Here is a 24,452-nt window from a genome sequence, read left to right as displayed (position 1 = left end):
TGATGTCCCCTCAGCTGAATCGCATTTGTCATATCGTAATTTTAGGGACACGGTACAATCCGTATCCATCCATTTTGATGATTGGATCTTTATCTTCTACGAGACCCGTCGTTTTGGAATGTAGGGCAACATCAATGAGCCAGCGTGTAAAATCCGCCACATTCATCGTTTCCATCTCTGCCAAGCTATAAAATCCTGCTGCATCGACCTCCACGCCGTCTGGCTGAGGCTCACCGCTTATGTAATCCAATTCAAAAGCAATGTATACATTATGTATGCTTCTAGGCAAATCGCGCACAGCTACTAGACCAGTAACAACTGCTTTGACTCCGCTTTCCTCCAACACTTCGCGCTCAATCGTATCTTGGATCAGCTCATGCTGCTCAATATAACCACCTGGGTTGGTCCATCGGCCTTTCCCTGGCTCCTGAGCCCTGCGCACAAGCAGCATCTTCTCATCCTTCATCACGAGTGCACCTACACCGATGCTATAATTACCCCAATGAACGAAGCTGCACTCCGTACAAGCTCTTCTTATCGTGCCATCCACATCGCGCGACTCCATAGCGGCTCCGCAGGTCATACAAAACTTGGCTTCCATCTCTCTCATCTCCAACTTCCAATAGTCTAAATTCCAACTTCCATTCGAGCTCACTGTATGTAAGCTTAATGCTTAAGGTGGAAAATAGGCAACTCCGATCCCGTACGTTTTCCGTTCATTGTATGGGAAATTAGAGATACTTCCTGCACTTGTCTTGCGATATCGCTGAATTTAGAAACTGCGAAACACCAACACCAACATTGTGTAAATAGCATCTGTAGTGGTTTGGGTGATTTTGGTGGTTTGGATGGTTTGATGGTTTGGGTCCCTCCCAAAACAAACATATAAACCCGCCACACCCGTGGAGACTCCCACGGAGTAACGGGTTAAATGTTACACCTACACCAAAAACATCGCCACGACCGTCGTCACCGCGAGGCCGATGAGCACAGGCAGTAAATTCCGTCGCGCCAGCTCGAACGGACTCACACCACAGATGGCCGCTGCTGGAATCAGCGCCCACGGAATTAACGTGCCGCCGCCGACCCAGATGGCGGCCACTTGCCCGAGCGCTGTGAGCACAGCCGCGCCGGAGCCAATGGCGGCAGCGAATAGCTGCGCAATCGAGCCCACGAGGGAGATGCCGGAGAAGCCGGAGCCGTCGAGGCCCGTTATGGCGCCTACGACGGTAAGCGTCACGGCACCGATCGCGCCGTTCAGCGGCACTTGCCCCGCGAGTGCCACACCCAGATCGTTCACGATCCCGTGCGAACCTTGCGGAAGTACTTTGCCGAACAACTCCGTGAAGGCGGAATCGCCTAGATAGAAGAAAGCGGCGATCGGGATCACGGGGCCGAATACTTTGAAACCGAATACAAAACCTTCGATGAGGTAGGAGGTCGTTTGTTCTAGTCCTTGATTCCGATGCGCGAGCAGCGTCACCGCAATGAGAATGAATACGGCGGTGCCCCCAACGAGCGCTGTCGCATCTCCCCCTTGCAGATTAAGCACGAACATCGCAATTACGTCTAAGGCGAAGAGCAGAGGAATCATGATCGCCAACGTTTTCTTCAAATTCGGGGATAAATTGACCCTGGCCTGCCAAGTAGCCGAAATGAGGGAACCACTATCCCCAGGACCACTCGCCACGAGGCCATTCCGCCACGTTCCGTTCTTCATATCCCTCCGCATCATCCAAAAAGCGGTGATCGTCGTCACAAGCCCCATCACGATAACCAGCGGAATGCTTGCCTCCATGACGGCAGTCACCGGTAATCCAGCTGCATCTGCTGTTAATTTAGGAGCTCCCTGTATAATGTAATCCCCCGAAAGCGCAATCCCATGTCCGAATAAATTCATCGCCATAGCTGCACCTAGCGCTGGCAAACCAACGCGGACGGCAACCGGCAAAAGAACAGCACCAATGAGCGCAACACCGGGAGACGGCCAGAAAAACCATGACGTCACCATCATAATGATACCGATACCCCAGAAAGCTAAAGCAGGCGTGCGCAGAAAACGGGTTAGCGGAGCGACCATGGTTTCATTAATGCCTGTTCGAATGAGCACGCGGCTCATCGCTACAATAATGGAGATGATCATGATGGTACCCATCAGCTCTTTGGTTGCATAAATGAAGCTATTGAAAATACCAGAAACGGAGCCGCTCAACGTTTCCGTTGCCAGCAAGCCAAGCGCGAAAATACCAACCACGCAAATCATCGTCGTGTCTCTACGCTTGATTAATAGGGTAAGAATAAAACCGATAAATACGAAATAGACCCAATGAATCGGCAATAATTGAATGTCCACCCCAGATCACGCATCCTCTCTGCCCATACAGCATTTGGTGCTACATTGTATGCTAGGCTGGGCGGAGGAGTTCGTGTAAATTCGGGTTGTGCGACACCTTGTGGTACAATAGAAGAACTATTTTAACCAAGTAAGGGGAATGCCGAGGATGGCTAGAAATCAACGCTTAGTAACGGATACGGATTTTCAAGATGCTGTTGAAAGACAGGCTGTCGTCCGTGTTTTCAAAGATGATCACATTGTAGATTCGAATGCAGTTGTATTGCGTTTCAGTGAAAAAACGGTTGTCGTACAAACTCGTGTTAGTGATTTGACGTACTATGATCGAGAGGCTTGTGAATTTTTTGAAATGAAAAAACGATAGCCGCTGCAGCTATCGCTTAGTTTAATGTAGAGGAAGTTAAAAGAACGAAGCGGTAGCCCGCTTTTTGAAGCTCAGGAATAGCTTTCATGATGCCTTCTGCGGTATCTTTCTCCGGGCGATTCATATGAGCTAGTACGATAGAACCGCTTCGGGCTTTTAAAAGCGCTTTGTATACCTGCTCCGTGTTATAAGTCGCTCCAGCATCGCCGAGTACATTGTACCCAGCCAACTGAAAGCCCAAATCCTGAACGACTCCTGCTGCAATATCATCATAATAGGCTGTGCCCGAACGAAAAAATAATGGACGCCGTCCAGTCAGCTTCTCGATCTGGTCAGCATTGTCTTTCACTTCATGAATAACATCGTTCACATTCTTGGTTCCTTCGATACCATACGCCAACCTGCCATTTACGGACAAGGGCCGATGCTCGGTTCCATGATTTTCAATCTCAAACAGTGGGTTTGCGGCCAATTTGGAAAATATGTCCATGTTAGCCGTTATCCATCTCGCATTGATAAATAAGGTAGCCGGGATGTTCTCCTTGATCAAATAGTCGATTAGCTTCTTATCGTACCCACTGCCTTCCTTCCCCCCACATGCGTCAAAGGTCAGCGCAATCACTTGTTCCTCCGTAGTAAGTTGTGTCCGAACCCCAGGGACATTTTCGCCCCATTTCTTTGGTTTAGCGTCTCGGTAACGGTCGATCAAGGTTTTTTCCAAAGACGAAATAGCCGGATTAGGCGATGAAATTGGATCGCTTGAGTCCGATGATGGAATCGTCGGAGTATTCATTGTCATTGGTGTTTCTATTGGTGTTTCTATTTGTGTTTCTATTTGTGTTTCTATTGGTGTTGATGTTGAAGTCGGTGGTGGTATTGTTGTCGCTGCCGGGGCACCACTTACTTCAGCAGCCCCTTGAGCTGCCTCTCTATTACCAATCTCACAGGATGATAGCGCTGTCATTACAAAAAGAAAGAAAAGGAGGCACAACGTGCGCTCCCTCATTTGTGCTTACGCCAATCCAGACTGCTCTTACTCAGCAGATGTCCAAAATCATTCTCAAGCCGCTTTTCTTCTGCTTTGCGAGCAGCTTCCGCCTTCGCTCTCTCTGCATCTTTCTTCGCTTGTTCCTCTGCTTTCATGGCATCAGCTTGCGCTTTGAGTCCCTCAAGTATTTCAGGGCGCAGTAAATCCTTAAGTGTTGCAGGTTTATCTTGCACGCTGGTAACAGCAGGAGTAGACGACCATTTTTTCTTAGCCATAACGGGTTCACCTCAGTTCAGTTTCTCCCTATTATTGTACACTTCTACTCGTGCAAATGATACGGTACCGTCGCCACGACGATATCTTTATCCGCTTGAAGCTTCGCGCGAATACGTGCAGCAGATTGGTTATGGAGCAGTCGATGCCACCATTTTTTCGGCATAAATTGCGGTAAAATGACCATAATGTTTTGTTTTTCCGAAACATGCGTGTCAATTCTCTCGATAAATTCAGCTAGCGGCTTCAGGATCGTCCGATAACGTGATTTAAAAACAACCAATCGAACGCCCGGATCCCACTTCTCCCACTTCTCCTGCATCAATTCTTCATCTTCATCTGAGAACGATACGTAGAAGGCAATTACGTTTGGCGACAACGATTTCGCATAGCTCAAGGACTGTGCTACAACCCGATGAATGCCCGCCACAGGCACAATAATCAATGGTTCCTTCGTGTAAACCCGCTCAATCGTTATATCAATACGCAATTGATTCGCTACATCATCGTAGTGATGACTAATTTTCGTAATTAACCAAAGCAGCAGTGGGGTTATGATAATAACAATCCACGCACCTTCGGAAAATTTAGTTATAGAAAATATGAGTAAAACAGCAAGAGATACGATCCCGCCAAAACCATTGATGAGCAGCTTTCCGATCCAACCTTTCACACGCTCTTTCAACCATTTACGAACCAAGCCGCCTTGCGCAAGTGTAAAAGATAAAAACACGCCTATCGCATATAGAGGAATGAGTGCATCTGTCTTACCTTTGAAACCAATAAGAAGAATACTGGCCAGTACGCCGAGTGTGATAATACCATAATGAAACGAAAGTCGGTCTCCTCGGAATGAGAACATACGCGGGAAGTTTTTATCCTGTGCCATAATGGATGCTAAGATTGGAAACCCGTTGAAGCTAGTATTGGCTGCCAAAACTAGAATAAGCATGGTACCGATTTGAGTTGCATAGTACATCGCTCCACGACCAAAAGCATGCTCTGTTACCATCGATAATACGGATGTATGACCATTAGGATCAGGTGCAATGCCATATCCCAAAGCTAAGATCGTTACTCCTCCAAACACGATAGCCAAAAGTGTCCCTAAGGATACTAACGTACGCTTCGCGTTTTTTACGGACGGTGTGCGGAAATGCGGCACGGCATCGGAGATGGCTTCGATCCCTGTCACGGCTGAACACCCGGAGGAAAATGCTTTTAAAAGGACGAATAACGTTAATGAGCTCGTCATTGAACTCGGAGCAAACGCAATAGGATGCGTATTCAATGATCCTGTCAGCATATCGTATATGCCTTTGCCCACTAGCAGTAATATACAAAGAATAAAAAAGTACGTTGGAATAGCGAAAATCGTACCTGATTCTGAAGTTCCTCGCAGATTAAGCCAAACCATGATCCATACAAGAATTAAAGTAATCGGAACAATATACGGCACCGCCGATGGAAAAGCTGACGTAATCGCCTGCACGCCGGCAGAGATTGAAACGGCAACGGTAAGTGTGTAGTCGATAAGCAGCGAAACTCCTGTCAATCTTCCCCATGCCATTCCTAGATTTTCTTTGGTAACCATATAGGCTCCGCCGCCTTGCGGATACGCCTCAATCACCTGTCGGTAGCTCAAAACAAGAAGCATAATCAAAGCGATAATGGATATCGCAATGGGCAAAGAGAACGCAAAAGCGGCAATCCCAACGGTCGCGAGTTCTAAAAGAATCTGCTCTGTCCCGTAGGAGACCGACGATAAGGCATCCGAGGATAGAATCGGCAGTCCTTTCCAAACCGGCAATTTTTCTGATTCAATTTCGCTGGATTTGAGCGGTTTGCCAAACATAATTTTTTTTAATGAATCGCTTGTCATTCGTGTTATTTCCTCCAATTAAACCTAGTCTCTGACTGAAAACTGCGTTTTAGGACGCAAAAAAACACAAGGATAGACCTTGTGTTTATACACATGTTCTCCTTCCCACGGTCGCTTACGAGGTTAGCTGTCGGGTTCGGGCCGCGAGAATCTGCCCTAAAAGGTACCCTACTGAAGCACCTTTACTCACCCCATGAATCTTATGGTTCCCCCGCTTTTCTAAATAAGAAAATTAAGCGAAATATTCAACTGTAACGTACGAGTTGAATACTACTCTCTTCTTGCAGCATAGTAAAGGATCGAAAAAACTTAAAAAGATAACTCCAACCACCACTTTCACTCAATAATTCGCTTACAATCATACGATTCATTGATTTTCTTCTGTTCTCTTATTACATCGTGGTTTTTTAAACATTTGTTAATGATCCGAGTTATTATTGGAGCAAAGTAAAGGAGAATATTGCATTATGATGGTAACTCTAACTCCTGTACAAGAAACAAATGAGGAACTGCATAATCATCTAACCATTCACTTCTGAGGGGTAAGGAATAAATTTCCGTTTTCCAAGGAAACCTACTTTCAGGTGATGACATGAATCTGACAGAAACAACGGATATAGCCAGACTTAAACTTCAATTTGAGTCAAATAGCGATTTTGTTATGGAACGAAAACAACTTTTGGATAAGGAAGTTGTATTTTGTTATTTTCGCCCCTTTGTTAACCTTTCACAAACGAATCAATTATTATCTTGGATGGAGTCCAGTCCAATCAGTGATTGGCTGCAACAAATAAGCCTATTTAATGGCAAATTAAACGCTTCTTACGACTTGCAGATGAGCAGCTTATTGGAAGGTAATTTAGTCATATACTTACTCGATAACCCTATAAGAAATTTTGTTATCAAGCCTGTTCCGTCAACGATTAGGAGAACGCTAAATGTTCCACAAAATGAAAACGTCATTGATTCTTCTTTTGTAGCATTTAATGAGGATTTGGACACCAATATGGCGTTGATCCGCGACGAGCTAAGATCCCCTACACTAACCATGAAAACCTTGATTTTGGGGACAAAACAACCAAAAAGAACGACCGTAACTTATTTATCAGACTCTGTAAATCATAATTTACTTACATCTTTAATTAAGAAGCTCGAGGCAAACAAAGCAAAAGAATTTCATCATTTGCAAGAAATCATTAAAGTTTTAGGAAAAGGGAATTTCAGTCTTATGTCCCCTTGTTTAACTTCTGAGCGACCGGCAGAAACGGCTGACCACCTGAAAAATGGTCGTGTTATCCTGTTTATCGAAGGGCTTCCGTTTGCTTTTGTTATGCCCGTTATCATTATAGATCTCTGGTGTGTGAACTCAGATCGTAACTTCCCCAAGGTCACAATGATTTCATTGCGGACGCTTCGGATTATCGGCTTGTTTATCGCTATAGTCTTACCTGCTCTTTATGTATCGTTGGTCTCCGTGAATCCAGAGGTTTTGAGAATACAACTAGCTTTGTCTGTTGCTCAGAGCCGTGAAGGGGTACCCTATCCTGCCTTTTTGGAAGTCATATTTATGTTAATTATTCTAGAGATGCTGATTGAAGCCAGTGTTCGCCTTCCCAAGAGTATCGGTCCCTCGATAACAACAGTGGGTGGAATTATTCTTGGGCAAGCCGTTGTAAGCGCAAAATTGGTAAGCAATCTATTCATTATTGTTTTGGCCGCTTCCGCTTTAGCGAATTTTACATTGAACGGTGTACAAAATGGCTTGTTTATTCGAATGGCTAAATATGTTCTGATCGTGCTTAGTGCCATTTTTGGTGTTCTTGGAACAATTGGCGGACTCATTTGGCTGTCCATCTATATGGCCTCTATCACGACATTGGATGTCGCTTATATCAATGTAAATGTAAAGGAAGGTCCCCAGGATGGTTAATAAAATATCCGTCTATCTGACATTCATTACTGTCCATTTCGGACTGATTTTTTTTGTATATCCTGAGAAAATATTTGAATCGACAAGTAAGGGCCATTGGGAAGCGATACTGATTGGCTGCCTATTTGAAGTAATTGTGATGTGGATCTATCTGAGAGGCCTGTCATCTTTCCCTAATATGACGATCGTTCAGATTTGTAAACAAGCTTTGGGACCCTGGCTATCAAGAATCCTTCTAATTCCAATCATGTTATATTTCCTAGCGACTCTAGTATTAATCTCTAGAGTATATTCTGAAATGATGACCATCGTATTTTTACCAAAAACGCCGATATGGGCCTTACTCTGCTTTATCTTTTTGGGCTTGTTTGCAGCTTGGCATGGCATTGGAACAGTGCTCAGAACTAGTGTCATTATCTCCGTTTTGTTCATACCTTGGATTTCTGCAGCACTCAGCAGCTCCATGTCAAATTTCGATATACGTAATGCCTTCCCCATTTGGAACACTACCTTTGATTTTTTGAGGCATCCTGCTTATTATTCCAGTTTTTTTGCTTTTTCTGGGTTTTTATTTTTGGGTATGATTCATCCTTTTTTTCAAAATGTCGCGCGCAGCCGCAAGGTATTCATCCTTTTGGTTGCTGGCTTGAGTCCTTTATATTTGGCATCCGTTTATATACCCCTTCTCATTTTCGGGCAAGAGACTGTCATTCAATTCCAATTTCCTCTTCACACAGGAATGGATACAATCGATATGAGCTGGTCCATATTCGAGAGAATGACGCTTTTTTACACAACTTCTATGATTGCTTTTCTAATTGTCTATAGTGCGGTTTTAATTTGGATCATAGCTGAAATGTTTCGGAGCATCGTTGTTCCCTTATCCAATAAGTGGTTAAGTGTAATTATTACACTCATTACCTACTTTCTTAGTTCACTGGTTCCAGGTTGGTCTGAAACTGAACAATTAATTTGGCTGGATACTGGGCTCCGAGCTTATAGTATCTTTATCTTTCCAGTTGTAATTGGGATTATTGGCGCGCTGCAAAGGAGGCGAGTTAACCAAGGATGAAATACATACTTCGTTTAGTCTTTGCCCTCCTAACTATCTCCCTGTTATCGGGCTGTTGGGACAATAAGGATATTAATAAAAGGATACTGCCTGTAGCAATGGCTATTAGTCTAACAGATGCAAAAACGTATAAGGTAGGGCTTCGAATACCTCCCAATAATGCCAAGAATATGATGCCACGAATCATAACTGGGGAAGCCTCAACAATCAGTGAAGCCTTGGATCGGATGCGAGGAAATGTAGAAAGCAGTATTGATTTACTGCATCTCAAACTTCTGATGATTGATGAAAAAACCGCTAAGCTTGGTATAAAAGAAGTGCTTGAATATGCCATTAGGTCTCATGACATTGCACCTAAAGCGCTGGTTTCTGTGTATAGAGGTGATTTTATCGAAATGTTAAACAAAAAAGAGCAAGGCGGAGCGGAAGGTGGCACTGCGAGCTATGATTATTTCAACAAGTTGGCTGGTTGGACACCCACTACTTCTATTGTGTATTTATGGGAAGCGTTTCGAGGGGTTTATTCGCATACGGAAGATTTTGCTCTTCCTATAATTAAACCTGGAGAGCGTACGATGTTTCAGTTAGATGGTTCCGCCATCATGAGCCGGGGATTCATGGTAGGAACAATTTCTTCGGATGATACGCTAATCTACAACATTATGAAAGGTAATTTTCAGGGGGCTAATGTAGAAGTAATGGAGCATGCCAACGTGCTTCTAGTCGACGTTGATTTTAAGCACCGTCATCATTTTAAGAGCAATACACCTCAAGTGGAAACGGAAATGAAGGTTATTGTCATGCTTCTGGAGACGAAGGGCAATCCCAGTAAAGAACAGATAAAGGAGGAACTCAAAAACTTGTTGAGTAAGCGGGCTAAGGCGATGATTGCCAAACTGCAGGAAAATCAGTCTGATTTGTTTGGATATGGACAATATTTCCGTAATGATCTTTCTCATGCGCAATTAAAGGAATGGAGAAAAAACTGGTATCCTCAGCTGAAAGTGACATTAAATGTGAAAGTAAGAATTAGAAATAGTGGGAATTTGAAATTTAATACGATTGATTCGTGAACATAAGGGCAGAAACGACTGAAAAACACAGCTTCCAAGCTGCATTTTTTTAGTCTTTTTCTATTTCTATGAACGCTTCAAACCTAACTTCTCAACATCTGCTAGCCACTTATCACGCTGCTTATCCGTTGAGGACTTAACGGGAGTTATTTCTGTAATCTTGACGGGATTGACTCCACTGAATTGCAAGGTCCCACGCTTCATGACATGATGCCCTGCTTGTTTGTACACCCATCGGTAGTACCAGGAAGGTGTGTCCATCGGTCAAGGCTTAGCGGCTTTTCAAAAATATAATGTGATCGTATGCAGTGGATACAACATCAATTGGCAAATAGAGGAGAAACGTTATCATCGGACTGTCCTACAATCATTCTCACAAGCAAGCGTCCCGACACTGCATAGAGGATATGGCTAGTTCTTTGTATCATTTGATGATAAGGCTAAGCTGCAGAAATATTTCTTTAAAAGAGGTGCATTTCACTCATGAATCGAGTTCGAAAAGAGCTTGCTGTTGGTTATTTGGCTAAACCGGAATATAAAATAGGAGAGGTCGCTTACCTTCTTCACTTCTCAGAGCCAAGCGCCTTTCAAAGTGCTTTTAAGAAGTGGACAGGGATAACACCAAGGCAGTATAGGATGGATTTATTGAACCAGAGGATTTATTAAACGGTATTAACGTCTTCCTGATTATCATTATTCTCTGTTCCGCCATTTACATTTGCATTCTTCAAAAATTCGATATGGCTAAATCCCCAACCGCACATATTGGTTAAAACCGAACTTAACGTTCTTCCGTGATCGGACAAAAAGTACTCAACCTTGGGCGGAATTTCTTGATACACACGGCGTACCACGAGTCCATCTCGCTCCATCTCACGAAGTTGATTGGTGAGCATACCTTGCGTGACACTCGGAAGATGACGTCTCAGCTCCCCGAAGCGCTTAGTGCCTTCATTCAGCAAAATAAATAAAATGAGCGGCTTCCATTTCCCTCCGATCACCTGCAGAGTAGCCAATATCCCCTGCGTCGTATTGAAATCGCGATTTTCCTCCCGCATGATCCCAACTCCCGATCCCAAGATTATGACCTTCATAGTTGTTACTTTATCAAAGTATCCGAAAATAAAATAGTACGATGTTTTATCGTACTTAGTACGATTTTTAGTACTATCTGTCGGAATCAAGTACCACCCATGGTACGTTTTAGCTGACATAGTATGAATAAAAAGCGTACTTTTCAAAAATGAAATTCCCCACAATAATGAGGATGTAACTCGCTAATCTACGCAAAAAGAGAGAGGATGTTTACTTTGAATATAATGGTTATTATCGCTCATCCCCAGCTGAATCACTCCCGTGCCAATCAGACTTGGATACTTGAGCTGAAGAAACACGCCAACATTGATGTCCGAGATCTTTATCAAGAGTACCCCGATTGGAAAATCGATAGAGAGAGGGAACAACAATTGCTGCTCCAATATGACCGGGTAGTATTCCAGTTCCCCTTTTATTGGTATAGCTCCCCACCTCTTTTAAAAAAATGGTTCGATGATGTTTTAACGTATGGCTGGGCTTTCGGACCCGGAGGTGATCATTTGAAAGGCAAAGAGTTCATTGTTGCAACGACAACAGGGGGGACGGAAAGCGGATACCGTTCGGGGGGTAACAACTGGTTCACGATCAGCGAATTATTAAGACCAATACAAAGCACCATCACCAGATGCAACGGCAACTATCTTCCCGCTTTTGTCACCTATAATGCGAATGAAGCCACAGATATACAACTTGCACAAGAGGCAAAAAAGTACACGGATCATATCCAAACTTCCATGCGTGTGCTCGTTCATTGAATAAAATAAACTGGATAGAGAACTTCAGATTCATTTCTGATTTCTCTATCCAGTTTTTTGCCTATCATTTCATTCAATTCGGCACATGATAATTGCGGGCTGTTGTTTTTTGTTTGAAAATCATTTTTTTCCATATGAGCGGGATGCCTCCAATGAGGTATAGATAGCGAGCATCGATGACTTTTTTCAGGAGAGCGGCGAATTTGCCTTTGACTTTCTTCACTTTGAGTAGACCTACTGCCTCTCCTCGGCCTAAGGATGCCACAGTCCCTTTGAAATCGTATGCGAACGGCTTAAGTTCGCGGCCGCGAACGGCATATAGGAGATTTCTCGCTACGTTGTAGCCTTGCTGAACGGCAATCTGGGCATTCGCCGGATAAGGTGTCCCCTGAGGGCTCATCACAATGGAGCAATCACCTGTAATAAATACATCGGGATATTGGTAAGAGCGCAAGCACTCGTCCACTTTGACCCTCCCCCTCTGTACATCAAATCCCGCTTGCTGTAGTAAGGAATTTCCGCGAATGCCTCCCGACCAAACAACGGTGCCTGCACGAATGAACTCGCCATTGCCCAACATAACGCCATCTGGCGTGCACTCCTTAATTGGTGCAGATAGTTTATACTGAACACCCTTGCGGCGCATGACTTCCATGCCATATTCGACAAGATCTTCAGGTAGACCGGGAGGCAGCGCCGATGGGGAGGCTTCGATATTGATGATTTTCACAGCGGACGGGTCTACGTCATAGGTCCTGCTCAGCACAGGGATCCGATCCGCCAATTCGCCCACAAACTCTGTTCCAGTGAAGCCTGCGCCCCCAACCACAAAGGTGAGGTATTCTGTCCTCTTTGGCTCCATTTTTGACTTGGCAAACATATATTCAATATGCTGGCGAATAAAGCGCACGCTGTTAATGCTCTTAATCGACATCGCATATTCATTCATCCCAGGAATGCCGAATGTCTCCGTCTCACTCCCCAGCCCAATAACCAGATAATCGTAGGAGAGGTCCCTATCGCCAAGCACAACCTTCTTTTCCTCAGGAAAAATCTGACTTACCGTTGATTTCACAAAATGAATCTTACGCTCATCAATCAAATCCGCAATCGCCACACGGGCATTATCGTGATGATCGGTACCGGCAGCCGGCATATGCAGATGCGTCGTCATGTAGTGATAATCATGTTTGTTCACCAAGGTAACATCCATCTCACTTGCTTTCATCTGCTTCTGAAGTCTAATTGCTGTAACCAGACCACCGTAACCTGCGCCAAGAATAACCACTTTCGGTTTGCTCATTGAAATCCTCTCCTCCGATTTGTGAAATAAATCACATATATGCTTGTGAAAAATATCACATACTTTCACAAGACGAGTCGGTTGACGACTCTTTCTTTTATCATATGCTATTTCTCATCGAAAATCACTATAAATTTGACCAGTTTGTATGATCGCTAAGGATTTTATTTCGATTCGAATCCGTCGCTCTCTGCTTTATCATGTAATCTGCGTAAGCGAAAACAGTTCATCCCTGCCACGCCGAGCTCCTCCAGCAAACCAAAGTTCGCCCAAGCGCCCACGACCGCCCCGATGCCGGGGACGAGCTGAAGCATTTTACGAAAATCAATCGTATCCCGGTATTCCTGCTGCAGCTGCTGCCAATCCACTTGGTTCATGTAGTCCTCAGCCGGTGGAAAAGAATGCGAAATGCTATGCCAATTCTTAATGGTGTGAAGAAGATCCGGTTTCTTATTCGGACTGGAAAAGGCTAGCTGAAACACATAGAGAATAAATAACCGCTCTCGATAATCTTTGGTCGAGTAGCCGTACGCATGCGCCAGTTCAAATAGGAATTTCAACTTAATGCCGATCAGAATTGGGAAATCCGCAAGTCCTAGCAGGATCCCACCCGCTCCCGCACCTGCTCCTTCTGCTGCGGCAATCTTTTTATATAGGGACAATAATTCCTCAGCTTTGGCATCGCTATCTGCTAAGGAGACGCCATATAACGGGTCGTTTTTAGGAATGTAATTCATACCGAATAGGGTCGTTTGTATGATTCCTTTGACGGTTGCGGTTATTGTCTTATGAACCTTGTCGGGGATCAAGTTGTTGATGCTGGTTTGAACAGATTTGGAGGCTCTCTCCATTAGGTTGGGAGCCTTCTGCTGCCGGATTTCCCAGCGTTTCAGCTTTTTTAACATCTGCTGCTCGTAAATTGTGTACGCTGTTTCCATTCTCGTCACCGCCATCCCTATTCTTCATTTAAGTATAGTATACGGAACGATTGGTCTCAACATGACGTGGTGGGAAGAGAAGAATGCGGGAAGAGCGGTATGATGAACGGCAGAAGAGAATAAAGAAGAGCACAAAGAACAAGGGGCTTTCCTCAAGTAGAATTATCTACATTTAGGACAGCCCCCTGGAAATTTATAATTGCATGTACATTAGCAATGAAAAACAAAGAATTCCCGTGACAACGAGAATGGTGTCCATACCTCGCCACTGTAAAGTGTTTTTCTTCAGAAGCATCTGTTTACCGTCGATTTTTTTTAGTTCCATTGCAATGGTCATTTGCTCTGCCTTATGAAACATAGCGAGCAGCAGGGGGACGACCAGCGCCGGGATATCCCGTGTGCGAACAGCACCCGGGCGGATTGATGCTTTGCCTCTGGCTCTTACGATGGCTGAGAACCGCTGCCACTCCCGCAGGATGAGCGGAATGAAGCGAAAAATCAAGGAGACGGCCAAGGAAAAGGATTCAACCGGCAGCTTGGCTTTGCTGAAATATTTCAAGGCCCAATTAAGCCCTTGCACAAGCTGACCATAAGGCGTCGTGACGGCTAGCCAATAGCCTGCCATGAGGACCAGAAACAAACGTGTCAACGTGAGTGCCGTGCTCCAGCCACGCTCCGCCGAGAAACCAAGCGGAAACTGCCCTTCGGCGGTTGACCAGTCCAGCCCTGCCAGAAGGATCGAAATGAACATGAAGATCAGGAATGGCAGGGCGATCTTCATGCTGCCGCGCAGGACGGTGCGCGGCAGGCCGAGAAACGCGAGGCCGAGGAGCAGCATGGATGCCGCGAGGCCGCTCCACTCCTGCTGCTGCATCGTCCCGATGACGAGCAGCAGGTAGAGCAGCCACTTCGCGCGCGGGTCGAACCGCAGCCAAGCGGCCTGCGGCGGCTTCGGGGCCACGCCAGCTTCGCGCGTGGTCTGCGGGCTCGGCGCTGCCGCTTGCGGCGCCGGCCTAGTGCTGGCGCTGGCGCGTTCGCACAGCGCCTCTGCGATCGCCGGCGCGGCAAGCGCCGGCGTGAGCCGGTCCGGCGCGATGGCGATGCCATATCGCGCCAGCTCTATAGCGGCCTCCACGCAGCTCGGGAGGCCGACCCCCGCGCACGTGAGCACCTCCGGCGCGCGGCAAAGCTCTGCCGGCGAGCCGTCGAAGACGAGCGCGCCGCGGTCTAGAACGAGGACACGTTCCGCTAGCGGAAAGAACGTGTCCAGGTCGTGCGTGGCGATGACGAAGCCGCCACGCTCGCGCGCGCGAATGATGCGCAGCAATTCGCGAACGGCTGCCGCCTCTAAGCCGGCAGTTGGCTCATCCATGAGGAGCCAATCCGGCGCAGTGGCGAAGGTTGTGGCCAGCGCGAGCCGGCGCTGCTCGCCGCCGCTGAGCGAGAAAGGCGACCGATCCATGCCGATGACGCCACGTGGATCGAGGTCGGCGCAAGCGGCGTGAATGCGGCGCTCACGTTCGTCCGCCCCGAGCCGGTAAGGACGCAAGGAGTACGCGAATTCTTGGCGTACACTGCGCGCGAACAGCTGCTGCTCGGGGAATTGAAAGATCAGACCTAGACGCAGGAGATGAGCTTGGTCTACTTTCCGTTTGTGCCATAATGGCTGCTCATCAAGGGTAATCCTCCCTAAGGTTGGTTCTAGAATTCCCGCCATAACCTGCAGCAATGTTGATTTCCCTGAACCCGTATGGCCAATCAACAAAGTCAGCGATCCATCCGACAACTTGAAGTTGATATCCTTCAGCAGTTGATTGTTAGGGTCGTCCGGAGCATCTACCCGAATGTCCTGCAGAACTATGGGCATATGTTTGTCACCGCCTTGGCCAGCTCTTCCATATTTAATGGGAGGAGGTCAAGCTGACAACCTTGCTGCAGCAGATCATTGACTGTCTTGACCACAAAAGGCGGATCAAACCCTAACTCCATACAGGGTGTCATGCCCGGTAATCCCCCCCCTCCCCCATAAAAAAACGCTCTCGTCTCCCCATCAAAGGTTATCCTTCCCTCTCCAAAACCAACGACACGCGTAGCATCAGCCAACTCTTCCAAACGATGGGTAATCCACACGATCGTCGTCCCACGCTTATGGGCTTCGCTTACCGCTTGACGCACTTCCTTCCTTGCCGCAGGGTCCAGCATTGCGGTCGGCTCATCTAATACAAGAATCTTTGGTTGAGCAGCAAGCGCTGCTGCGAGATTCACCAACTGCTTTTGCCCACCGGATAACGTGTTAAGCGCTCGCTGTATTGGAATCGTCAATCCAACAGCAGACAAGGTTTCAATGTACCACTGTTCACGTGCTTCTGGGCTTAAATTCTGCCCATTCGGCAGGTAGTCCAGTTCTTCCTGAACGGTATCTCCAACGAACTGGGCATCAGGTATTTGCAGCACACCTCGGGTTAGCCTATGCTGGTCTTGTCTATGAACGAACTGCCCACTGGAGAGCGGACTTAAGCCCAGTAATACGCTGGCAAGTGTGCTTTTTCCGCTGCCATTCGGTCCTATGACGACAATCCATTCACCCTGATGAATATCCATGGAGACATCGGACCACACTTGCCTTCCTTCTCCCGATTCTGTTCGATAGATAACGGAGGCTCTCTCCAAAGAAGCTAAAATCTCTCTGTTTGCCATATGTAAAATGTTCCTTTCACTTTCACAAAAGATGTGCTATCATCTGATTGTCAACCAATGTCTGTCTAATTAGTTGACAATACATCAACAATAACAGAAACAGGAGCGATGAACAATATGAAACTCACTCTCCGCGGCGTTGTTTTCAGTGCACTATTTGCCGCTATTCTCGTTTTATTCAGCTTTGCGAAAATTTCTCTTCCTTTGACACCCGTGCCTATTACATTGCAAACACTGGCGGTTATGCTAGCTGGCGGACTTCTGGGAGCTCGCTATGGATTCTTTAGCATGGCACTCGTTGTCGTCCTCACAGCCATCGGATTTCCCCTGCTTCACGGGAATGGCGGTTTAGGCGTCGTCCTCGGACCTACTGGCGGCTTTATTATGATTTGGCCTATTTCGGCTATGCTTATCGGTCTTATTTTACCTCGTATTCGGATGAATGGCATCATGGGTTACATCGCTGCCTTCCTTGTCCTTGAAGTATTCGGCTCTCTCATTCTATATCTGGCCGGAGTTCCTTGGTTAATGTACAAAGTACCTACCTATACATTCGCCAAAGCCATGGCAGCAGCGTGCTATCCATTCTTATTAGGAGATGCAATCAAAGCTGTGGTTGCAGCACTCATCATTGCTCCTATACGCCAGGTATTTCCCCCGCAAAGACTTACGGGCTCTTCTTCACATAGCGTTGTTAAACGTAATAGTCCTACAGATCTTAGCATTTAAGACTCTGAAAATGAACAACGGCCTTACAGCCGTAGAAGATCTGAGCTCATACCTCAAATCTTTTACAGCTGTAAGGCCGTTTTTGTATGGCTATTCGTGTAGGGATATCATTTTTTACGATTTTGTAATGTGCAGCACGGAATTTTTATTCGATTGTAATGCCCTGACGTGTAAGCTAGTTCTTGTAGACAGCAGCACGATACAAACAACAGCGCAAACCAAACATCATCGAATAGGAGTGTTATATATGAAAAACAGCAAAAAGAGATTAGCCGCATTAACGATCACAGCAACCGTGGGTTTATCAGCAATTCTTCCATTCCATGCACTAGCAGCTAATCCTTTTACAGATTCTGCCAACACAACTCAAGTTCAAACAGCGATTGAACAATTAGCACAGCAGCAAGTTGTATCCGGATATGAGAACAACACCTTCAAACCGAATCAGACTGTGACTCGCGCAGAAGTTGCCAAAATGGTCGCTTTAGCGCTTCACGTTAAAATGGATACAGCCGCAGCCAACCATTTTAAAGATGTAATGAAAGGTGATTGGTTCTATTCCTATGCGGTTGCCCTTGAATCTTTAGGTGTGATGAAAGAGGTTTCCGGACAATTCCGCGGAGGTCAATCCATCTCTTCCGATCAACTTGCAGACGTGATTGCGAACGTGTTAAAAGTGGATCAAGCAGCGGTTGAAATGCTGCCAAGCTTTGCATCTATCGCAGGCAGTCAAGTGACGCGAGGTCAAGCCGCTCTTCTTATTTTTGATGCGCAGCAATTAGCGCCTATTCAAGTGACTAAGCTTCAAGCTTTGAATGCCATTACACTGCAAGTTACTTTCTCGGCACCGATTCCGGCTGCAGAATTGGAACTGGATCAAGCGTCCAAAAACTTTGTTTTTGACAATGGCCTAGTGATCAATAATGTTCCACGGTTAAAAACAGGCTCCAAATCCACCTACATTGTTCCAGTTCCTACCCAAAAAGCCGGGACAACTTACACGCTAACTTATAAAGGTAAACCAGCTGGGACTTTCACAGCGAGCACTGAAAAAATTGCATTGAAATCCACAGCGCAAGTAGCGAGTGACTTGTTTGAAGTTGAATCCCATTTGGCTGATGGTGTTGCTGATTACGGTTATGTCATTGCTGCATATAGCAAAGGCCGCCCAGGATCATTCATCGTTGATGAGAACAACAGCTACAATGGTAAAACGTATCAAATTCTTTCGTCAATGCGCGGCCGTCAAGTGCAAATTACCACTGAGGGTGGCGCAACAATGACAGCGAACTACTTGCCATTCACACAAGCAACCGATGGCCGACAAGCACCTAAGTTTATTCTACCTAACGGCGAAACGTTCAAAGCCGGTGTCAAATATACCGTTTCGGCGGACTGGGCTACTCTCGCGAATCCAACGTTTACAGCCAAAGAAATCGCACCGCTTACTATCCAATCCGCTGCCGCGGTTGATACGAAGACAATCGCTGTCACACTTTCGCAAGATCCTAAGGATGAAATTTTCGTCTCTCGCCGAGTTACACTTACCGCAACTGACGGTACTGTGTTAACTGCAGAATACACGCTGACTTCACGTAAAGGCGCAGTAGGGACTTTCGCTCTCCTTAATAACGCTCAACTCGTTCCAGGCACTTCTTATACCGTTTCTCCAGTGGGCAAATGGTTTACGGCAACAGGCGTCACTTTGACTTTAACCAAATAATCTTCACATTTAAGACTAAGAGATCCGAGGGTACCTTGAATGAGGTGCTCTCGTTCTATTATTTATCCCTATCCCACAAATCCGAGGTGAATTCCCATGTTACGTAAAAACCTTTCATTCTTGACAATATTGACTCCACTGACGCTGCTTCTTCTATTAATAGGCTGCGGGTCGCGTCCTGACGCGGCTGCACCTGTCCCTACAACGTCAGCACCTTCAGCACCTTCAACAACACCTGCCAATAGTCCAAAACCAACAAATACCACTCCGCCCGATGCTTCCGAAACCATTTTGATGGTTACACATTCCAAGAGTGACTATATATCTTTCTTAAACCCAGCTTCTGGGAGCTTCGAGAAACTCATCGTCGGTCAATCTCCTTTCGCTATTGCGGAAGGGCCTAATCATCGTGCCTATGTGTCAACAGCGGAAGGTATCGCTGTGGTGGATACCCAGCTGCGCAGACGCGTAGCCCTCGTGCCCTACCAAGCAGATGTAGGTAAGCCTCAATTTGGTGAATATCGTCCCGGTGGCATGGGCATCGCTGTGTCGCCTGACGGCCGATTCGTCTATGTAGGTGTTTACTTGCCTGGCCGCAGCAAAAGCCAATTAGAAATCATGGACACCGAGAATCTCTCCATGACAGGCAGTGTCTCCGTCGGAATCCGACCGTTCGATGTCGTTACCAGCCTCGATGGCCGTGAAGTTTACAGCATCGATCACGATTCTTACTCCGTGACGGCTATCGATCTTGCCAGTAACAAAGCTCGCACCCTTGAGGTTGCGCCTTATGGTCGCGGCGGCTTCGAGAAGCCCCATTACGCTGCTGTTCGTTCCGATGGTCGTCTACTCTTGCCATACCAAGGCCGCGGCCTCGTCGTTCTTGATCCTGTGAGCGGCAAGTATGAGACGAAGCCGCTAACCGGCAACACGCATCAGGAAGGCGTTGCCCTCACACCTGACGGCAAGCAGCTGCTCATCGTCGGCATCGGCGCTGCCGGCAGCGCAACCGGCAAGCCTAACTTAACAGTACTCGACATCGCTGCTCATGCCGAGAAAATCATACCTCTGACTCGAATGCACCAAATGGTCTCCAGCAGCTCAGACGGTCGTTACGCCTACCTCACAGGCGGCGTGACTTATGCTGATACCGGTTGGAACGGCATGACCGTTGTTGACTTGCAGTCTGGCGCAGTCCGCGACTTCGAGATCCCAGATTACCCTCTGGATGTGCAGCTGCTGAGCCGGTAAGACAGTGAGAAGTCCATTTCAGCTCTCTCAGCGTACATTTGACGGTCAACAAGCATCCTTCTGGCTCCGAGAAGTCCTTTTCAGACTTCTCAGCAACACTTTGCTACTTTTTCGACGGTGAGAAGTCCATTTCAGCTCTCTCAGCGTACATTTGACGGTCAACAAGCATCCTTCTGGTTCTGAGAAGTACTTTTCGGACTTCTTAGCAACACTTTGCTACTTTTCCGGTGATGAGAAGTCCATTTCGGCTCTCTCAGCATACATTTGTCGGTCAACAAGCATCCTTCTAGCTCCGAGAAGTACTTTTCTGACTTCTAAGCAACATTTTGCTACTTTTCCGGTGATGAGAAGTCCATTTCGGCTCTCTCAGCATACATTTGTCGGTCAACAAGCATCCTTCTAGCTCCGAGAAGTACTTTTCTGACTTTTAAGCAACATTTTGCTACTTTTCCGGCGATGAGAAGTCCAATTCGGCTCTCTCAGCATACATTTGTGGTCAACACGCATCCTTCTAGCTCTGAGAAGTACTTTTCTGACTTCTCAGCAACATTTTGCTACTTTTCCGGCGATGAGAAGTCCTTTTCGGCTCTCTCAGCTTATTTTGCTTGTGATGCAAAACCAAAAGCCCCTTACCTGATTAAACAGGGCAAGGGGCTTTTCTATGGGATCTTGCTTTATGGAAAGTCGCTTAGCGAACGGCCGTATGCATTCATTCAATCTTTCGACATGCATTCACTCGGTCTGCATTCATTTATTCAGCATTCTTTTATGCATTCATTCATGCTTCGCCATGTAGCCCACCCCAGGGTAGGTGACAATAATCTCCTGCCCCTCAGCAAGGCTCTTAATCTTTTGGCGAATTCTCGCTATCGTGACCCGCAAATATTCAACTTCATCGCGGTATTCACTCCCCCAGATTTCACTCAGCAGCTGTTCATGGGTCATAACTTTGCCTGCATGCTGCAAAAGCAAGGCAAACAAGTTATACTCGGTCTCCGTAAACTTAACCTCAGTATCCCCCAGCCATATTCTACGTTGAGCTAGATTTGCCGTTACAGGTCCAAACGTGATTTCGCTCGTTGTGACTGGCGTCGCCATTCGGCCATCCATCCGGCGAAGAACGGCGTTCACACGAGCGAATAGTTCATCTAACGAGAACGGCTTCGTCAAATAATCGTCTGCTCCTAGGTTGAGTCCTTGCACTTTATCCGCCCCATTACTCCGCGCAGTCAGCATGATGACTGGAACGCTAGAGTAGGAGCGCAGCCTTTTGAGAACTTCGAATCCGTCCATGCCCGGCATCATTAGATCAAGTAAAATCAAATCCGGATCAAATCCCTCAACCTTCTCAAGCGCTTCAGCGCCGCTCTGGCAGGCCAATGTTTCGAAATCCAGCGATTTGAGGTTCGCTGCAACGAAACGCACGATTTTGGGCTCATCATCGACGATCATAATCTTCTTCTTGTTCACTTTCAGCTCTCCTTCCCTTGGAACCTTGGTATGGAGAGGATAAATGTACTTCCCTCACCAAGCTTGCTCGCTACGCGGATCTCTCCACCGTGCGCTTGCATGATCCCCTTGCAGATCGCAAGACCGAGTCCAGTCCCGCCCGTTTGACGGCTTGATGACACATCAACTCGGTAGAAGCGGTCAAATATTTTATCCGCATGCTCTGCTGAGATCCCTATGCCATTATCTTGAACTTCCAGATGAACATAACGCTCATCCGCTTTAGCGGTAATTCGAATGATCGGATGCTGCACATTATATCGAACTGCGTTCGTGAACAAGTTCACGAGAACTTGCTCCATGCGCAGCTTGTCCGCGTAGACCAAAGGAATACCGCCCTCCAAATGCACCTCGAATTGGGTATGCTCGTAGTTCGCTTGCTGCGGCAGCCTTCTCTTGGCGCTTTCCACAACTGCTTCCAGCCGAAGTGGCTGCGGATTGATCCGCATGGCACCCGATTCGATCTTCGAGATATCCAACCACTCATCGATCAGATCCTGAATGCGCCCGATGTCCTCATGAATCCCCTCCAGCAGCTCCTGCTTAAAGCTTTCTTCCCACTGGGCATCCACACGAAGAAGTGTCTCCACACCCCCGCGTATACTAGTGATTGGTGTTTTGAATTCATGGGATGCAAGGGAAATCAGATCATTCTTAAGCGCATCGATTTCATGTTCCTTGGTCATATCACGCCACACATAGCCGCGACCAAAAACTCGCCCTTCTCTAGCCACCTGAAACGCCGAAACCATCATAAAGCGCTCTTTGCCATGCTCGGATTTCACCGTAAAAGCACCCTGCACCCTCGGCTCAGCTGTAAGCATTTGCAACTCGTCTTGACGTTCGGGCAGCAAAAGAGCAATCCTTTCAAACAGCGCAGCCTCATTCATTGCCCCTAACTCCGACATCGGAATTGCGAAGATTTCGGCCATCCGATGATTAGCGTAAACAACATTATGCTTTACGTCGATCAGGACAATCGCATCGGACATGCTTTCTAGAACGGCGTTCAAGGTCGCATGCTCGTCCTGCAGCCGCTGGGTTCGTTCCTCGACACGATTCTCAAGTTCGCTGTTGAGCTGCAGCAGCGCTCCTTGATTTTCCTTAATTTGCTCAGCCATCCGGAAGAAATGATCTGCCAGCAATTGCAGTTCTAAAGGTGAACCCTGAGGAACGACTTTGTTATCCGGCTTGGCGAAGGTGCCTCCAGCAAGACGCTGCGTGTAACCAACCAAGGCGTGAATGGTTCCATTCAGCCGTTTCGCCAGAAAACTGCCCAGCAATACAGTCAAAATGAGTGTGAAAACCAGCAGCAATATCGTGATACGGAGAGATTCGATGAAAGCAGCATTGACTGCGGCTTTGGACTTACTTACCCACACGATCCAATCGATTTCGGGGATGGTTTTGTAGGTAATCAGCTCTTTATGTGTCGATGTGCTTAATTGGTAAGTTCCTTCCCCCTGTCGCTGGGCTCGGGCATCTACGGCAACAGGCTCCTGCGATAAATCCGCCATGGATTCAGTCAGTGCTGCGTTCGGATGATAGATGGGTTTACCCGCATGATCCAGAACAACTGGATACGCTTCTTTGCCATAATCATATTTGGTAACAAGTTCCTTAATAGGCGCCAATTCGAGCACGGCGAGCACGAAGCCATCAGCCTGCCTATTTCCCTTATAAACCGGTACAGCAATCGCGACTGCCGACTCATTCAAGCTTTCTGGTCCCCGGAATAACGAGGATATGATGGTCTTTTGTGCCGTTTGCACACGTTTGGTGTAGTCTCGCTCCTTGACGTCGGCGCCAATGAGTGAAGCATTCGCTGCAGTATGAGTCGCTTTGATGATCCCATTTTGATCTACAACGTAGATGCCGGTGAAGCCCGCCAAATTTTCTTGCAGCGATTGCAGCTTTAGCGTTAAGCTTTCGCGCGTACGGAAGGTGGCGTCCGAAGCCGTAATTGTGGCAGCTAATGTTTCAACCGCATTTCGATGATAGTACATGTAATCTTGGACAGCATCCCCCAGTCGGTAGGTTGTCTGCCGCTGATTCTGATTGGACTCCTGCGTAATATGGATAATTTGAGAAACTTGAAAACTGCCAAGTATTAGAATCGGAATCATCGCCATAATAGCGAAAGTTATGGTCAAATGCGATCGCATAGAATAATGTTTCAAAACATGGTTCCTCCGCTCTAGCAACACTATTCTTAGATGTGTTCATTAGCTCTATTTTACCATTAGCAAAAATGTAATGAAAATGAAATCTGATATTCATCTGATTTTAATGAAGTAAGCCTATAATAAAGTTCGACCCCCCTTTAAAATATATAACTTAGACCCACGGCCCGTTGCTGTGGGTCACTTTTTTGTTAGCGTGAGTCAAGATCCCACTGGTCCGGACGGTATGCTTCAAACACGTAAGTTGCATTTGAATCGGCAAAAATCAAACCAAATACCACTTCGGAACGTAAACACGTTCTGCAGTGGTATTTTTAAATGTAGAAAAAGATTG

At 46.6% G+C, this 24,452-nt stretch carries 22 protein-coding genes and 1 riboswitch; of the genes, 9 read left to right on the top strand and 13 right to left on the bottom strand.

All coding sequences use genetic code 11. The features are described 5' to 3' along the window. Positions 1–28: 28 nt before the first annotated feature. Both QFZ80_RS37000 and QFZ80_RS36995 read right to left on the bottom strand, forming a co-directional pair. Entirely contained in the window at positions 29–601 is a 573-nt protein-coding gene (locus tag QFZ80_RS37000) for an NUDIX domain-containing protein (RefSeq protein WP_307563602.1), read from the bottom strand. 339 nt (positions 602–940) lie between these two features. Beyond that, positions 941–2,353 (bottom strand): hypothetical protein, encoded by a 1,413-nt coding sequence (locus QFZ80_RS36995; protein ID WP_307563600.1) that lies wholly within the window; start codon positions 2,351–2,353, stop codon positions 941–943. A gap of 148 nt (positions 2,354–2,501) precedes the next feature. Between QFZ80_RS36995 and QFZ80_RS36990 the strand changes: the two genes are divergently transcribed. Next, a complete protein-coding gene (locus QFZ80_RS36990; RefSeq protein ID WP_057304084.1) occupies positions 2,502–2,717 on the top strand; it encodes a hypothetical protein in 216 nt (71 codons plus the stop codon). 16 nt (positions 2,718–2,733) lie between these two features. On the opposite strand, the gene QFZ80_RS36985 is transcribed toward QFZ80_RS36990, so the two are convergent. From QFZ80_RS36985 to QFZ80_RS36975, 3 genes are read right to left on the bottom strand one after another with little or no spacing between them, the layout of a single operon-like run. After that, the gene (locus tag QFZ80_RS36985) at positions 2,734–3,723 is read right to left on the bottom strand and encodes a polysaccharide deacetylase family protein (protein WP_307563598.1); all 990 of its coding nucleotides are present in this window, start codon (positions 3,721–3,723) and stop codon (positions 2,734–2,736) included. Continuing rightward, the gene (locus tag QFZ80_RS36980) at positions 3,720–3,980 is read right to left on the bottom strand and encodes a YqkE family protein (RefSeq protein ID WP_057304082.1); all 261 of its coding nucleotides are present in this window, start codon (positions 3,978–3,980) and stop codon (positions 3,720–3,722) included. The genes QFZ80_RS36985 and QFZ80_RS36980 overlap by 4 nt, the downstream gene beginning before the upstream one ends. A 44-nt stretch (positions 3,981–4,024) precedes the next feature. Beyond that, entirely contained in the window at positions 4,025–5,860 is a 1,836-nt protein-coding gene (locus QFZ80_RS36975; RefSeq protein ID WP_307563596.1) for an APC family permease, read from the bottom strand. 97 nt (positions 5,861–5,957) lie between these two features. After that, a riboswitch (cyclic di-AMP (ydaO/yuaA leader) is annotated at positions 5,958–6,109 on the bottom strand. 343 nt (positions 6,110–6,452) lie between these two features. Between QFZ80_RS36975 and QFZ80_RS36970 the strand changes: the two genes are divergently transcribed. From QFZ80_RS36970 to QFZ80_RS36960, 3 genes are read left to right on the top strand one after another with little or no spacing between them, the layout of a single operon-like run. Then, a complete protein-coding gene (locus QFZ80_RS36970; protein ID WP_307563594.1) occupies positions 6,453–7,790 on the top strand; it encodes a spore germination protein in 1,338 nt (445 codons plus the stop codon). Continuing rightward, positions 7,783–8,862: a GerAB/ArcD/ProY family transporter gene (locus QFZ80_RS36965; protein ID WP_307563592.1), complete on the top strand. Its 1,080-nt coding sequence runs from the start codon at positions 7,783–7,785 to the stop codon at positions 8,860–8,862. Before QFZ80_RS36970 ends, QFZ80_RS36965 begins: the two co-directional genes overlap by 8 nt. After that, on the top strand, positions 8,859–9,935 hold the full coding sequence (locus QFZ80_RS36960; RefSeq protein WP_307550212.1) for a Ger(x)C family spore germination protein: 1,077 nt from the start codon (positions 8,859–8,861) through the stop codon (positions 9,933–9,935). Before QFZ80_RS36965 ends, QFZ80_RS36960 begins: the two co-directional genes overlap by 4 nt. 66 nt (positions 9,936–10,001) lie before the next feature. On the opposite strand, the gene QFZ80_RS36955 is transcribed toward QFZ80_RS36960, so the two are convergent. Further along, entirely contained in the window at positions 10,002–10,139 is a 138-nt protein-coding gene (locus QFZ80_RS36955; protein ID WP_307550213.1) for a hypothetical protein, read from the bottom strand. A gap of 279 nt (positions 10,140–10,418) precedes the next feature. On the opposite strand from QFZ80_RS36955, the gene QFZ80_RS36950 reads away from it, so the two are divergent. Beyond that, positions 10,419–10,601, top strand: a complete 183-nt coding sequence (locus tag QFZ80_RS36950; RefSeq protein ID WP_307563590.1) for a helix-turn-helix domain-containing protein — start codon at positions 10,419–10,421, stop codon at positions 10,599–10,601. Here QFZ80_RS36950 and QFZ80_RS36945 read toward each other — a convergent pair. Then, positions 10,598–10,993: a winged helix-turn-helix transcriptional regulator gene (locus tag QFZ80_RS36945; protein WP_307563588.1), complete on the bottom strand. Its 396-nt coding sequence runs from the start codon at positions 10,991–10,993 to the stop codon at positions 10,598–10,600. The two genes, QFZ80_RS36950 and QFZ80_RS36945, sit on opposite strands and share 4 nt — an antisense overlap. Before the next feature lie 252 nt (positions 10,994–11,245). Here QFZ80_RS36945 and QFZ80_RS36940 point away from each other — a divergent pair, with 252 nt between their 5' ends. Next, positions 11,246–11,785, top strand: coding sequence for an NAD(P)H-dependent oxidoreductase (locus QFZ80_RS36940; RefSeq protein WP_307550216.1), 540 nt, complete (start codon positions 11,246–11,248; stop codon positions 11,783–11,785). A gap of 73 nt (positions 11,786–11,858) precedes the next feature. Here QFZ80_RS36940 and QFZ80_RS36935 read toward each other — a convergent pair whose 3' ends face one another. The 4 genes from QFZ80_RS36935 to QFZ80_RS36920 form a co-directional block, all read right to left on the bottom strand. Further along, the gene (locus QFZ80_RS36935; RefSeq protein ID WP_307563586.1) at positions 11,859–13,088 is read right to left on the bottom strand and encodes an NAD(P)/FAD-dependent oxidoreductase; all 1,230 of its coding nucleotides are present in this window, start codon (positions 13,086–13,088) and stop codon (positions 11,859–11,861) included. Between the two features lie 164 nt (positions 13,089–13,252). Further along, on the bottom strand, positions 13,253–14,026 hold the full coding sequence (locus QFZ80_RS36930; RefSeq protein ID WP_307563584.1) for an EcsC family protein: 774 nt from the start codon (positions 14,024–14,026) through the stop codon (positions 13,253–13,255). A 193-nt stretch (positions 14,027–14,219) separates the two neighbouring features. Next, on the bottom strand, positions 14,220–15,893 hold the full coding sequence (locus QFZ80_RS36925) for an ATP-binding cassette domain-containing protein (protein WP_307563581.1): 1,674 nt from the start codon (positions 15,891–15,893) through the stop codon (positions 14,220–14,222). Further along, a complete protein-coding gene (locus QFZ80_RS36920; RefSeq protein ID WP_307563579.1) occupies positions 15,884–16,723 on the bottom strand; it encodes an energy-coupling factor ABC transporter ATP-binding protein in 840 nt (279 codons plus the stop codon). Before QFZ80_RS36920 ends, QFZ80_RS36925 begins: the two co-directional genes overlap by 10 nt. A gap of 117 nt (positions 16,724–16,840) precedes the next feature. Here QFZ80_RS36920 and QFZ80_RS36915 point away from each other — a divergent pair, with 117 nt between their 5' ends. The 3 genes from QFZ80_RS36915 (at position 16,841) to QFZ80_RS36905 (ending at position 20,426) form a co-directional block, all read left to right on the top strand. Next, positions 16,841–17,452 (top strand): biotin transporter BioY, encoded by a 612-nt coding sequence (locus QFZ80_RS36915; RefSeq protein WP_307563577.1) that lies wholly within the window; start codon positions 16,841–16,843, stop codon positions 17,450–17,452. A gap of 247 nt (positions 17,453–17,699) precedes the next feature. Beyond that, positions 17,700–19,175, top strand: a complete 1,476-nt coding sequence (locus tag QFZ80_RS36910; RefSeq protein ID WP_307563575.1) for an S-layer homology domain-containing protein — start codon at positions 17,700–17,702, stop codon at positions 19,173–19,175. Positions 19,176–19,271: 96 nt separating this feature from the next. Continuing rightward, complete coding sequence (locus QFZ80_RS36905; protein ID WP_307563573.1) at positions 19,272–20,426, top strand: YncE family protein; 1,155 nt, start codon at positions 19,272–19,274, stop codon at positions 20,424–20,426. A gap of 774 nt (positions 20,427–21,200) precedes the next feature. Here the strand turns inward: QFZ80_RS36905 and QFZ80_RS36900 are convergent. Next, positions 21,201–21,896, bottom strand: a complete 696-nt coding sequence (locus QFZ80_RS36900; protein ID WP_307563571.1) for a response regulator transcription factor — start codon at positions 21,894–21,896, stop codon at positions 21,201–21,203. Between the two features lie 2 nt (positions 21,897–21,898). Beyond that, a complete protein-coding gene (locus QFZ80_RS36895) occupies positions 21,899–24,115 on the bottom strand; it encodes an ATP-binding protein (protein ID WP_307563569.1) in 2,217 nt (738 codons plus the stop codon). Between the last annotated feature and the right edge of the window lie 337 nt (positions 24,116–24,452).

Origin of the sequence: Paenibacillus sp. V4I7 (genome assembly GCF_030817275.1) — a bacterium.
Classification (GTDB): domain Bacteria; phylum Bacillota; class Bacilli; order Paenibacillales; family NBRC-103111; genus Paenibacillus_E.
Note: the sequence above shows the minus strand (reverse complement) of the source record. Positions and strands in the feature narration are given on the sequence as shown.

Bases quoted from the DNA above. Each gene is read 5' to 3' on its own strand.
- QFZ80_RS37000 (WP_307563602.1), bottom strand. From the start codon at position 601: ATGGAAGCCAAGTTTTGTATGACCTGCGGAGCCGCTATGGAGTCGCGC.
- QFZ80_RS36990 (WP_057304084.1), top strand. From the start codon at position 2,502: ATGGCTAGAAATCAACGCTTAGTAACGGATACGGATTTTCAAGATGCT.
- QFZ80_RS36985 (WP_307563598.1), bottom strand. From the start codon at position 3,723: ATGAGGGAGCGCACGTTGTGCCTCCTTTTCTTTCTTTTTGTAATGACA.
- QFZ80_RS36980 (WP_057304082.1), bottom strand. From the start codon at position 3,980: ATGGCTAAGAAAAAATGGTCGTCTACTCCTGCTGTTACCAGCGTGCAA.
- QFZ80_RS36975 (WP_307563596.1), bottom strand. From the start codon at position 5,860: ATGACAAGCGATTCATTAAAAAAAATTATGTTTGGCAAACCGCTCAAA.
- QFZ80_RS36970 (WP_307563594.1), top strand. From the start codon at position 6,453: ATGAATCTGACAGAAACAACGGATATAGCCAGACTTAAACTTCAATTT.
- QFZ80_RS36965 (WP_307563592.1), top strand. From the start codon at position 7,783: ATGGTTAATAAAATATCCGTCTATCTGACATTCATTACTGTCCATTTC.
- QFZ80_RS36960 (WP_307550212.1), top strand. From the start codon at position 8,859: ATGAAATACATACTTCGTTTAGTCTTTGCCCTCCTAACTATCTCCCTG.
- QFZ80_RS36955 (WP_307550213.1), bottom strand. From the start codon at position 10,139: ATGAAGCGTGGGACCTTGCAATTCAGTGGAGTCAATCCCGTCAAGATT.
- QFZ80_RS36950 (WP_307563590.1), top strand. From the start codon at position 10,419: ATGAATCGAGTTCGAAAAGAGCTTGCTGTTGGTTATTTGGCTAAACCG.
- QFZ80_RS36945 (WP_307563588.1), bottom strand. From the start codon at position 10,993: ATGCGGGAGGAAAATCGCGATTTCAATACGACGCAGGGGATATTGGCT.
- QFZ80_RS36935 (WP_307563586.1), bottom strand. From the start codon at position 13,088: ATGAGCAAACCGAAAGTGGTTATTCTTGGCGCAGGTTACGGTGGTCTG.
- QFZ80_RS36930 (WP_307563584.1), bottom strand. From the start codon at position 14,026: ATGGAAACAGCGTACACAATTTACGAGCAGCAGATGTTAAAAAAGCTG.
- QFZ80_RS36925 (WP_307563581.1), bottom strand. From the start codon at position 15,893: ATGCCCATAGTTCTGCAGGACATTCGGGTAGATGCTCCGGACGACCCT.
- QFZ80_RS36920 (WP_307563579.1), bottom strand. From the start codon at position 16,723: ATGGCAAACAGAGAGATTTTAGCTTCTTTGGAGAGAGCCTCCGTTATC.
- QFZ80_RS36915 (WP_307563577.1), top strand. From the start codon at position 16,841: ATGAAACTCACTCTCCGCGGCGTTGTTTTCAGTGCACTATTTGCCGCT.
- QFZ80_RS36910 (WP_307563575.1), top strand. From the start codon at position 17,700: ATGAAAAACAGCAAAAAGAGATTAGCCGCATTAACGATCACAGCAACC.
- QFZ80_RS36905 (WP_307563573.1), top strand. From the start codon at position 19,272: ATGTTACGTAAAAACCTTTCATTCTTGACAATATTGACTCCACTGACG.